The sequence below is a fragment of the Brevibacillus sp. FW306-2-1A-C05A genome (assembly GCF_058781555.1).
Genome location: NZ_JBYSWV010000016.1, coordinates 84,379 through 95,701, shown reverse-complemented (window position 1 = coordinate 95,701; position 11,323 = coordinate 84,379). Strand labels below are relative to the sequence as shown.

The 11,323-nt window shown below is 57.5% G+C and carries 11 protein-coding genes, 2 pseudogenes and 1 riboswitch; of the genes and pseudogenes, 11 read left to right on the top strand and 2 right to left on the bottom strand.

All coding sequences use genetic code 11. The features are described from left to right. A pseudogene (locus AC3WJN_RS12250) lies at positions 1–498 on the top strand (hypothetical protein); the annotation flags it as partial. A gap of 17 nt (positions 499–515) precedes the next feature. On the opposite strand, the pseudogene AC3WJN_RS12245 reads toward AC3WJN_RS12250, so the two are convergent. Further along, positions 516–1,278, bottom strand: a pseudogene (locus AC3WJN_RS12245) (MFS transporter); the annotation flags it as partial. Between the two features lie 16 nt (positions 1,279–1,294). Beyond that, positions 1,295–1,714 carry a MarR family winged helix-turn-helix transcriptional regulator gene (locus AC3WJN_RS12240; RefSeq protein WP_310670352.1) on the bottom strand — a complete coding sequence of 140 codons (420 nt, stop codon included), beginning with the start codon at positions 1,712–1,714 and terminating at the stop codon, positions 1,295–1,297. A 195-nt stretch (positions 1,715–1,909) separates the two neighbouring features. Next, positions 1,910–2,129: riboswitch (cobalamin riboswitch) on the top strand. Between the two features lie 283 nt (positions 2,130–2,412). On the opposite strand from AC3WJN_RS12240, the gene cobO reads away from it, so the two are divergent. The 10 genes from cobO to AC3WJN_RS12190 all read left to right on the top strand — a co-directional run bounded on the left by cobO (position 2,413) and on the right by AC3WJN_RS12190 (position 11,318). Further along, entirely contained in the window at positions 2,413–2,952 is a 540-nt protein-coding gene (gene cobO / locus AC3WJN_RS12235) for a cob(I)yrinic acid a,c-diamide adenosyltransferase (RefSeq protein ID WP_005831984.1), read from the top strand. Continuing rightward, positions 2,952–4,058 carry a threonine-phosphate decarboxylase CobD gene (cobD, locus tag AC3WJN_RS12230; RefSeq protein WP_007785829.1) on the top strand — a complete coding sequence of 369 codons (1,107 nt, stop codon included), beginning with the start codon at positions 2,952–2,954 and terminating at the stop codon, positions 4,056–4,058. Before cobO ends, cobD begins: the two co-directional genes overlap by 1 nt. Then, the gene (gene cobU / locus AC3WJN_RS12225) at positions 4,055–4,594 is read left to right on the top strand and encodes a bifunctional adenosylcobinamide kinase/adenosylcobinamide-phosphate guanylyltransferase (RefSeq protein ID WP_005831989.1); all 540 of its coding nucleotides are present in this window, start codon (positions 4,055–4,057) and stop codon (positions 4,592–4,594) included. Before cobD ends, cobU begins: the two co-directional genes overlap by 4 nt. Beyond that, positions 4,591–5,331, top strand: coding sequence for an adenosylcobinamide-GDP ribazoletransferase (gene cobS, locus AC3WJN_RS12220; protein ID WP_005831991.1), 741 nt, complete (start codon positions 4,591–4,593; stop codon positions 5,329–5,331). Before cobU ends, cobS begins: the two co-directional genes overlap by 4 nt. After that, positions 5,328–5,951, top strand: a complete 624-nt coding sequence (locus AC3WJN_RS12215) for a histidine phosphatase family protein (RefSeq protein ID WP_005831994.1) — start codon at positions 5,328–5,330, stop codon at positions 5,949–5,951. Before cobS ends, AC3WJN_RS12215 begins: the two co-directional genes overlap by 4 nt. Further along, positions 5,948–6,907 (top strand): adenosylcobinamide-phosphate synthase CbiB, encoded by a 960-nt coding sequence (gene cbiB, locus AC3WJN_RS12210; RefSeq protein ID WP_007785823.1) that lies wholly within the window; start codon positions 5,948–5,950, stop codon positions 6,905–6,907. Before AC3WJN_RS12215 ends, cbiB begins: the two co-directional genes overlap by 4 nt. 99 nt (positions 6,908–7,006) lie before the next feature. Then, positions 7,007–8,788, top strand: coding sequence for a precorrin-3B C(17)-methyltransferase (gene cobJ / locus AC3WJN_RS12205; protein ID WP_007785819.1), 1,782 nt, complete (start codon positions 7,007–7,009; stop codon positions 8,786–8,788). A gap of 34 nt (positions 8,789–8,822) precedes the next feature. Beyond that, entirely contained in the window at positions 8,823–9,824 is a 1,002-nt protein-coding gene (locus tag AC3WJN_RS12200; protein WP_007785817.1) for a sirohydrochlorin chelatase, read from the top strand. 13 nt (positions 9,825–9,837) lie between these two features. Continuing rightward, positions 9,838–10,605, top strand: a complete 768-nt coding sequence (gene cobK, locus AC3WJN_RS12195; RefSeq protein WP_005832000.1) for a precorrin-6A reductase — start codon at positions 9,838–9,840, stop codon at positions 10,603–10,605. 62 nt (positions 10,606–10,667) lie between these two features. Further along, positions 10,668–11,318 (top strand): precorrin-8X methylmutase, encoded by a 651-nt coding sequence (locus tag AC3WJN_RS12190; protein WP_007785813.1) that lies wholly within the window; start codon positions 10,668–10,670, stop codon positions 11,316–11,318. Positions 11,319–11,323: the final 5 nt, after the last annotated feature.

Here is an 11,323-nt window from a genome sequence, read left to right as displayed (position 1 = left end):
GAACGCTTAGTCATTCAAGAATCCCACCCGTACACCGCAAGGTGGAAGGCTTGCGGCTTTAGCCGTGGGAGTCTCAACAGTCAGCCCTATTGCGATTTGCCCGAATGTTATGCGGGCTGGATGATACGCAAGGCTCCACAGTCGGGGGAAATTTTTGAACCGCAGACGGTGCAGGACAAGATCGACCTCGCTTCACGCTCTACGATCTGCATCCCGGTCATTCTCGATCTGGCGGAGCGAAAAGTGATCTGGACGGACATCGCGCTGCGCTCCCACCCCCGGTTTGTCAATAACGTAGAGGCGAACGGAGGCGGCGTGGAGTGGATGGGAAGGGCGCTCACCTCGCTGGTGAAGCCCACTCTCTATGAGCTGTTCACGCTTCATGCGCAAGCGAGAGGCACGCTGACTGACCGGGCGGATGAGGCGGACACGGTTTTCTCCATGGACGAGGGAATCACTCCGTTTGACCTGGAAATCATCATGGCGGACTTTTTGTAAGCTCGCTGGTTTCGTTAGGCAAAGGGAATGAGGTGCGTGTCCATTAAGCCGGTAGTGGTGAATCCGCAGATGAAAAATGGCAAAATCAGAAACCAGAAAGCTTTGGTTGGAAATATCCGCCTGACCGGTTGCCGGCTGGAAGGATGTATTTGTTGTCTTTCATCTGCAATCTGTGGCGACCTCCTATCGGTTGCAACCCCTTTTCGGCAGGATGATTCTTCAGAAGAAACATCATGACGGGAAATACCACGATCAGTAAAAAGAGACCCAATACCGCAACAGCCATTTTCCAGTCAAACCACTGTATGAAAAACAGTGAGGCTGGCACAACTACCATTTGGCCTACGCTAAAGCCAGCCTCTATTACTCCGAATGCGAGTCCACGCCTTTTATTGAACCAATTTGTGACCATAATGGTTGCGGCTACATTGGAGGCACCTCCAACACCAATGGAAGCGAAGACACCATAGAGAATAAACAATTGCCAGAGGGAAGTTACCCATTGCGTGAAAAAATGCTCAGACCAACCAGAAGTGTGCTGCCTAAGAGAATGGACCTGGCACCAAAGCGGTCAATCAACCTGCCTGCTATTGGTTGGGATATGCCATAAATGACAAAACTCAATGTGGAGATGAGAGAAATGGTACCTCGATCCGCGGCAAAGCCATTCTCCCAAGGTTCAATAAATGCTCCGAAAGAAAGTCTTGCTCCTTGCACAGCCAACAATGCGAAAAAGGTGACAAATAAAATGATCCACGCGTAATGCACTTTGCTCTTCACAGGCTCAACGCACTCCTTATGAGTTTAATCCCAATCTGGTCAGCATGTTTTTGAATAATTTCGCTTCTTCTTCACTGAATATGGACATCGCTTCTTGATTCACTTCGTCACTGATCTGATTCAGAGGTTGTTCCAATTCCTTGCCTCGCGGAGTCAGAAAAATCAAGTTCGTCCGGCTATCATTGGGATCGGAACGACGCTCGATGAGCCCCATATTTTGCAGTCGATCGAGCACCCCCGTGATGGTTGCTCCATCCAAGCGAAGCCGACTACCCAATTCCACACCTTTTTGGCCATCTTTTTCCCATAGCGCATGTAATAGAACAAACTGCACGGGAGTAATCCCGTACGGCGATAATTTGGCCTTTTCCATTTGCCAGATTTTTTGATACGCCTTCCCGAGAAGAAACCCATAGCAATCCTCAATCCGATCCATATGTACCTCCAAATATTTTATTGGAAATCGATGTAAGAATAAGATAACACGCACACAAAAGATTTGTGTACAAATAATTAGTTCACAAAACAAAGATCAATGCCCAGTATGTTCCTATCCGCAGCTTTTGCTTGAATCCCCGGTAGCATTTGCTATTATTAAAGCAAGTGCTTGTCATAGAAAAGAACGACATTTGAATATGGTAGAAAAACAGGTCCTTGTTTTTCGCAAGCGATAGTTTGCGAATGCGAGGTTAAAAGGGAAGTTTGGTGAAAAGCCAACGCGGTCCCGCCACTGTAAAAGAGGAGCTCTTCTTCTTGGCAACGGCGCCATCCACTGCACGCCAGCGTGCGGGAAGGAGGAAGAAGAGCGAAGATCCTTGAGCCAGGAGACCTGCCTGTTTTGATGTCCACTGATTTCCTTCGGGTCAAAGGATGAGGTGAGGATTGTTGCAGTCGGCTATCCGCGCTTTGTTTTCCTTGGAGGTTTGGGGAAACAAGGCGTTTTTTTGTACGCGGAAAGCGAAACAGGAAGCAAATCGGCAAACTCTTCACTTTTTCAGTCAGGTAAATAACGAGGCTATGGAAAACATTTGAAATAGGCAACGGAGCCTAAACTGCATTTTTGGAGCGCTGTGCCTCCGAAAATTATTAGGGATGGGCAACGGGGCCTACAGTTTATTTTGGGGGTGAGCGTACTTGAGCAACAAGCGGGGCCTGTTTTTGGTCTACACCGGAGACGGCAAAGGAAAGACAACAGCCGCGGTGGGGCTGGCTGTGCGCGCGACTGGACGAGGCAAAAAGGTCATCATGATCCAGTTCATCAAGTCGCCGGAGCGCACGTACGGAGAGAAAATCATCTTCGACAAGCTGGGCATCGAAATCGTGCAAAAAGGCGTAGGCTTCACCTGGACGAAGACGCCGGAGGAGCATCGCGCGGCGCTGCAGGAAGCGTGGGCGTTCGCCCGGGAAAAGCTCGCTTCGGGCGAGTACGATGTCGTCATTCTCGACGAGCTGAACAATGCGCTGGCGATCGACCGTTTTCCGATTGCGGACGTGCTGCCGCTCGCGGACGTTTTGGAAGCGATTCAAAACAGGCCGAGCCATGTGCATCTGGTCGTGACGGGGCGGAGCGCCAAGCAGGAAATCATCGACATGGCCGATCTCGTGACAGAGATGAAGCCGATCAAGCATTACTACGATGAAGGAATACCAGCGGTGCTGGGGGTAGAGTTTTGATGAACGTACTGGAAGCGTACGGCCACGGCGGAGATTTGCTGACGGCAGCGGACCGCTTTGGGATGGAGCCGGGCCAATTCCTTGATTTCAGTGCCAATATTAACCCGCTGGGCATGCCGGACAGCGTGCGCGAGATGCTTTTGGCCTCGCTGTCTGCCGTGCTGCGTTACCCGGACCCTGGGCATCGCCAGTTTCGCCGGGCGTTGGCGCAGCGGTTGCAGTTGCCAAAGGAATGGCTTTTGCCTGCGAACGGAGCGGCAGAAGCGATGGCGCTCGCGATTCTCGGGCTGCAGCCGCAAACAGTCGGCGTGATTTATCCTTGCTTTTCGGAATATGCAGAGCTTTCCGAGCAGTTTGGCGCAACCGTCATCGGCTGCTACGGAAAAGAAGAGAACGGCTACAAGGCCGACAGCGCCGAGCTGTACCGTCTGTTCGAACAGGCTGATCTGGTGTTTGTCGGCTCGCCGAACAATCCGACTGGCATCTTGTATGAGCCACAGGAGCTGTTGCAGATGGCGGACTGGACGGCCCAGACCGATACGTGGCTGGTCGTGGACGAGGCGTTTCTCGATTTTGTGGAAGAAAGCCGCCAGTTTACGCTGGCAAGTCGGCTGGAGCGCTTTCCCCGCGTCATTTTGCTGCGGTCGATGACGAAAATGTACGCGATCCCCGGCTTGCGTCTCGGATACGCGATCGCCCAGCCTGACGCGATTGCGAAAATGCGCGCGAAGCAGGTGAGCTGGAGCGTGAATGCGCTTGCGCTTTTGGCGGGGGAGCTGTGCTTGCAAGAGCATGAGTACGAGCGGCGGACACGCAGCCTGGTCGCCAGGGAGCGCGCTGGCCTGGTCGCGTTTATTCGCGGGGAGCTGGGCTGGAAGGTCTGGCCGGGGGAGGCGAACTTTTTGCTGCTTCGCTCGCCGGAGGGCTTGCCAGCCGCACAACTGCAAGAGCGGCTCGGCAAAAAAGGCGTGCTGATTCGCAGTTGCGCCATGTATCCCGGATTGACGGCGCATGACGTGCGCATCGCCGTTCGCGGGCCAGAAGACAATGCGCGCTTGATCGCGGCCTTGCGCGAGGTACACAGCGAAGGGAGCGGGGAGCGATGAGTCTTGTGCTGGTGACAGGCGGCGTGCGCTCGGGAAAAAGCCGCTTTGCGGAAGAACTGGCGCAACAGGCCGGAGAGCGCGTCCTGTACGTGGCGACGGGTCAGGCGTGGGACGAGGAAATGCGGCAGCGGATCGAGCGGCACAAGGAGCGGCGGCCGAAGCAGTGGGGCAGCGTGGAGGTCGGCGAGCGGCTGTGCGACTACGAGCCTGCTAGCACACCTTACGACGTCGTGCTGATCGATTGCCTGTCGACGTGGGTGAGCAATCGGCTGATGAGCGTCGAGGAAGCAGAGTGGCGAAGCGAGGCGCACACAGAGGCGCTGCTTGCGGAGGCAGAGGCGTGGCTTGGGCTTGTCCGGCGCTCCCCGCAAAAAGTGATTGCGGTCACAAGCGAGGTCGGGCTGGGCGGTGTCGCCATGAATCGGCTCGGCCGCTGGTTCGCAGACGCGCTGGGCGACGTCAACCAGCGGGCTGCGCGTCAGGCAGAGAAGGTCTACGCGGTCATGGCCGGAATCCCGTGGAGGATCAAAGGATGAATGCATTTTGGCACGCGATCGCCTTTTTCACCCGGATTCCGGTTCCGTGGCTGCGCCCGTCCGACGAGGCGTGGAAAAAAAGCGTCAACTGGTATCCGGCAGTCGGGCTGGTCATAGGTATTTTGCTATGGGGAGTCCACCAGACGGGGCTTGTGCTCTTTAGCCCGTGGCTGTCCGCCGTGCTGACGCTCGCTGTCTGGGTGTACATCACAGGCGGACTGCATCTGGACGGCTGGATGGATTTGGCGGACGGACTGGGAAGCAGCCGGCCAAAAGAGCAAGTGCTCGCGATCATGAAAGATAGCCGCGTGGGCGCGATGGGGGTTTTAGCCGCGATCTTGCTACTTTTACTCAAGGCAGGGGCCGTCGCGGAGCTTGCGCATCCTGGCTGGGGTGTGCGCCTCGTATTCGTTCCTGCCATAGCGCGGACACATGTGCTGCTGTCGATTCGGCTGTGGCCGTATTTATCGCAGGAAAAAGGGATCGGCAAAGGCATCAGTGCAGGGCTGTCGCCTGTCGCCATCGCCGCCGGATACATCGTTCTCGCCGCGGCTGGCTGGTTCGCCGGAGGTTTGCAGGTCGTCGCGGCAATGGTCGTCTCGCTTTTGTTCGTGCTGTTGTTTTCCCGCTCGGTCGCCCGCAAGCTCGGCGGCCTGAACGGAGACTGCTACGGAGCAGCTATCGAGAGCGGCGAGGCGGTCATGCTGCTCGTACTGGTCGGGAGCTGGTGGACATGAAGTTGATCTGGATACGGCACGGGGAGACAGACAGCAATCGGGAGCGCAAATATCTCGGGCATAGCGACATTCCATTGAACGAAAAGGGGGAGCAGCAGGCGCGCGAGCTGGCGCGGCAATTGTCGCAGCAACTAAAACGGCCTGTCGCGCTGTACGCAAGCGATTTGCTCCGCTGCACGCAAACGGCCCGGCCGCTGGCAGACGAGTGGGGGCTGCCGATCATTTCCGTCCCGGCTTTGCGCGAGCTGTCGTTTGGCGACTGGGAGCTTTTGACCTACGAGGAGCTGATGCGCTCGGATGCCGAGCGGGCTGTCCGCTGGTACGACGACCCGTATCGCTGCAGTCCGCCGAATGGCGAGAGCTTGCAGGAACTGGGGCACCGGGTGGACGGCTGGCTGCGCAAGCTTTTGGAGCAGCGGCAAGCGGCTGCGGACGAGACTACGGTTTGCGTCGCGCACGGGGGAGTGATTCGCTGGTTTCAGGCGGTTTGGCTGGAAAACGACCCTAAGCGATATTGGCACGTAGATGGCGTAGGGCACGGAGAGGCCCTGCTGGCGCAATGGGACGGGCGACGCTGGCGAAGACTACGGCTGGAAGGTTTAAAGAGAGGGACAACATGACAGAAGTATGGATATTGTGCGCGGCATACGTGATTGACCGGGTGGTCGGCGACCCGCGCAGCCTGCCGCATCCGGTGGTCATGATCGGCTGGTGGATTACGCGGCTGGAACGGGTAATTCGCGCGGCAGTCAAGCGGGAATCGCAACTGAAGCTGGCTGGCGTCCTGCTCCCGCTGTTGATCGTCACAGGCAGCTACGCGGTCGTCTGGCTGCTGTTATGGGGAGCGGCGTTCATTCATCCGCTGCTCTCGTGGGTGTTGAGCGCGTGGCTCATCTCCACGACGATTGCCACAAAAGGACTCGCGGACGCGGGACTGGAGATCGCCCGCCACCTGCTCGCCGGGGACATGGCAGCGGCGAGGCGCTCTCTGTCGATGGTGGTCGGCCGCGATACGGATCAACTGGACGAACCGGAGATTTGCCGGGGGGCCGTGGAGACGGTGGCGGAAAACATCGTCGATGCGATCGTTTCCCCGCTGATCTATGCCGCGATTGGCGGCGCGCCGCTGGCGATGGCGTACCGGGCAGCCAACACGCTGGACTCGATGGTCGGCTACAAAAACGAAATGTACAAAAATCTCGGCTGGGCGTCCGCCCGCTTCGACGACGCGATGAACTACATACCCGCCCGGCTGACGGCATTGCTGTTGGTAATCGCAAGCGGGCTGCAGCGGCTGGATTGGCGACAGTGCTGGGCGATGATTCGCCGGGACGCGCATCTGCACCCGAGCCCGAACAGCGGGCTGCCGGAAGCGGGAGTGGCTGGCGCGCTGGGCGTGCAACTTGGCGGGCTCAACTACTACCAGGGAGTGCCTTCCAACCGGGCGCGGCTCGGGGATGCGCATCGGCCGTTGGCTGCGGCGGATATTATGGCGACGATTCGGCTGATGTATCTCACCTCCTTGCTGTGCCTGCTCGTGTGCCTGGCGATTGCGGCTGCCATTGCTTTTATATAGGGCGGCACTTGAAACGAAGCGTAAGACAACGGAAGAAATGAGAACGAACGAGATAACGGCTGCCTGCGACACGCAGGCAATGGAAAGGGGAGGGGCCGTATGAGCGGCAAGTTGTTTGTGATCGGGTTTGGCCCAGGAAGTTTTGAGCATATCACCAAGCGGGCGCGGGAGGCACTGCAAGAGTCGGACGTCATTATCGGCTATTCGACTTACGTGGATTTGATCCGCGGACTTTTGACCAACCAGGAGATCGTCAGCACCGGGATGACGGAGGAAGTGACGCGTGCGCGCGAGGCGGTGCGTCAGGCCGAGGAAGAAGGCAAAAAAGTAGCGGTCATCTCCAGCGGCGACTCCGGCGTCTACGGGATGGCGGGACTGGTCTACGAGGTGCTGGTGGAAAAAGGCTGGACAGAAGCGACAGGCGTTCCGATCGAAATCGTGCCGGGCATCTCGGCGATCAACTCCTGTGGCGCGATCCTCGGCGCTCCGATTATGCACGACGCCTGCACGATCAGCTTAAGCGACCACTTGACGCCGTGGGAGCTGATTGCCAAACGGATTGACGCAGCCGGGATGGCCGACTTTGTCATTGCGCTGTACAACCCGCGCAGCGGCAGGCGGACGCGGCAGATCGTCGAGGCGCAGCGCATTCTGCTGCAATACCGCTCGCCAGATACCCCTGTCGGTATCGTGAAGAGTGCCTACCGCGAGCGCGAGACGGTTGTCGTGACGACGCTTGCGCAAATGCTCGAGCACGACATCGGCATGCTGACGACGGTCATTATCGGGAACTCTTCGACGTTTGTCTACGATGGCAAAATGATTACGCCGCGCGGCTATCAGCGCAAGTACACGCTGTCTGCGGATGAGCAGCCGCTGAAGCCGCACCAGCGCCTGCGCGTGGAAAACGAACCGTGGTCGCTCGAAGCAAGCGGCGAAAGCGTCAACGCCTCTGCGGCCAAGCCAGCCGAGCCTGCGAGCGAGCGCCCTGTGCTGGCTGGGGAAGCTGCGAAGCCAACGGCGCCGGAAGCGGCGTTTTCCGGCACGGCGACCAGTACGGCTGTTCTGGAAGCGCCGCCAGTCGAACAAAAGGTGGAGACAGCAAAGCCCGAAGCAGAGCGTCCGCCATTCGAATGGGCGATGCAGGCGCTGAATGCGATCCATGCAGCCAAAGGCATCGAAACGACGCCTGCCACAGCAAGCAACGTGCGTCCAGCCTCGGCGTTTCAGCCGGAAATGATTTTCGAATTTGCGGTCAGTCCAGGCGTCGCCAACAAAAAAATTACGCCGCAGCAAATGATGGCCATTGCCGAGGTGGCGGGTGAAAAGGGCGAGATCGAATACACGCCGCACCACCAGATGATTTTGCGCGTGCCGACTGCCGACCCTGACAGCATTACAGGCCGACTGCGCGAGCTTGGGCTGATCCTCAGTCCGATCGGAGACGTGTTGCAGGTAAAAGCGTGCGATTTTTGCGACGGCGAGAAAAAAGACAGCATTCCGTATGCGGAGGAGCTGCACCGAAGACTGGGCGGAAAAGAAATGCCGAAGGAGCTGAAAATCGGCTTCAACGGCTGCGGAATGGCCTGCTACGGAGCGGTTCAGGAAGATATCGGAATCGTGTTCCGCAAAGGCAAGTTCGACCTGTTCCTGGGCGCGAAAACAGTCGGGCGCAATGCGCACTCCGGCATTCCGGTCGCGGAAGGCATCGACAAGGAGGATATCGTGCCGATTGTCGAGCGAATCGTGAATCGATTCAAAAAAGAGGCATTTCCGAACGAACGCTTCCACAAGTTTTTCCAACGGGTAGGCGAACTGGAAGGCTACGCCTGGTACGAACCGGCCAAGGCGGAAATCGAGAACGCCGCTTGCGGAGATTGATCGGTTGTTCGAACAAATACGAGGGGGAAACGAAATGGACGCGGTATTATTTGTAGGACACGGGAGCAAGGACCCGGAAGGCAACGAAGAAATCCGGCAGTTTGTCGCTTCGCTTGCGCCAGAGCTGGATGTGCCGATCATCGAGACGTGCTTTCTGGAGTTTGCGCGCCCAGACATGCTGCAAGGCTTGAATACGTGCGTCGCTCGCGGCGCTACGCGGGTGGCGGTCATTCCGATCATCCTGTTCTCTGCGGGACACGCGAAAATCCACATTCCGGCGGCAATCGACGAGGCGAAGGAGCTGCATCCGCACGTGCAGTTCATCTACGGCCGTCCGATCGGCATTCACGAGGAAGTCATCAACATCCTGTCTACACGGATGGCGGAAGCGGGCTTTGCCTCCGGCGAAGACCACGACGACCTGGCAGTGCTCGTGATCGGGCGCGGCAGCAGCGACGCGGACGCCAACAGCGATATTTACAAAATGTCCCGCCTGTTCTGGGAGCGCTACAAGGCGCGCTGGGTAGAGACGGCTTTCATGGGCGTGACCTATCCGCTCTACGACGAGGGCGTGGAGCGCTGCCTGAAGCTCGGCGCGAAGCGGATCGTGCTCTTGCCGTACTTCCTGTTTACCGGCGTGCTGATTAAGCGGATGAGCGATCAACTGGAAAAGTTCCGCCAGCAATACCCGGAAGCCCAGTTTGAGATGGCTGAGTATTTCGGCTTCCACCCGCTGTTAAAAGAAGTGATGAAGGACCGGATCGAGGAAGCGCTGCACGGGGAAGTGAAGCTGAACTGCGACACCTGTCAGTACAGGCTGGCAGCGATGGAGCACATCGACCATCACCACCACCATCATGACGACGAGCACGGTCATGGTCACCATCACCATCATCACCACCATGGTCATCATCACGATCATGACCACGACCACGAGCACCACCATGGTCACGATCATCACCACGCTCACGACCATCACCATGACCACGACCATGACCACAAGCATGAGCATAAACACGACCACGTATCGAAGTAGGAGGAGACACAGCATGATTCTGGTACTGGCTGGAACGAGCGACGCCCGCGAATTGGCCCTGTTAATCAAGGAAAACGGCTACGACCTGCTGACGACGGTCGTAACGGACAACGCTGCGAAAAGCATGGAAGAGGCAGGCGTGCCTGTCCAGGTCGGACGCTTGAGCGCGGACGACATCCAGCAGTTGATCCGGGAAAAAGGCGTGCGGTGCGTGGTAGACGCAAGCCACCCTTTTGCCGAGGAAGCCTCGAAAAACGCCATGGCTGGCGCGCAGGGCGCAGGTGTGCCGTACATCCGCTACGAGCGGGAAAGCCTCGCTGCGCCAGGCAGCGAAAAGCTGATCGTCGTCGAGGATTACGTGCAGGCGGCTGAGCTTGCCGCTGAAAAGCGCGGGGTCATCATGCTGACGACAGGCAGCAAGACGCTGAAAACGTTCACGGATCGCCTCTTGGGCCTGCCGGATACGACTTTGGTCGCCCGGATGCTGCCGCGCCTCGACAACATGCAAAAATGCGAGGAGCTCGGCGTGGAGCAAAAAAACATCGTCGCGATGCAAGGGCCTTTTTCCAAGGAGCTGAACAAAGCGCTCTACGCCCACTACGGCGTGACGCTGATGATTACGAAGGAGAGCGGCAAGGTCGGCGCATTTGACGAAAAGGTGGAAGCGGCGCTGGAAATGGGCATCGAAACCATCGTCATCGGCCGGCCGAAAATCGACTACGGGACCAAGTTTTCCGATTACGAAAGCGTGCTGAACCAGCTCAAAGCGGTCGTTCTATAAGCGCCAGGCCGTGTGCATGCAATGAGCACCTACCCCAAACAACTGACTGGAGGAAACCAACCATGGATTTCAAGACGGAATTCAAGCCTTTGACTGTACAACCGCAAGAGATCGAGGACATGAGCTTTCAGATCATTACCGATGAGCTAGGCGAGCATCCTTTTACCGCCGAACAATTTCCTGTCGTGCAGCGCGTCATCCACGCTTCCGCAGACTTTGACCTCGGACGCAGTCTCGTCTTCCACCCGGATGCTGTCCAATCCGGCATTGAAGCGATCCGCAGCGGCAAAATCGTCGTCGCGGACGTGCAAATGGTTCAGGTCGGCATCAGCAAAAACCGGATCGAGAAGTTCGGCGGCCAAGTGAAGGTGTACATCTCCGACCGCGACGTCATGGAAGAAGCGAAACGCCTCAACACGACGCGCGCGATCATTTCCATGCGCAAAGCGGTGAAGGAAGCAGACGGCGGCATTTTCTGCATCGGCAACGCGCCGACAGCGCTCCTGGAGCTGATCCGCATGGTCAAGGAAGGCGAAGCGAAGCCAGGTCTTGTGATCGGGATGCCAGTCGGCTTCGTCTCTGCGGCAGAGTCCAAGGAAGAGCTGGCGAAGCTCGATATTCCGTTCATTACGAACATCGGGCGCAAAGGCGGAAGCCCTGTGACAGTAGCTGCATTGAATGCCATTTCCATCATGGCGGAACGGTTGGGATAAAAGAG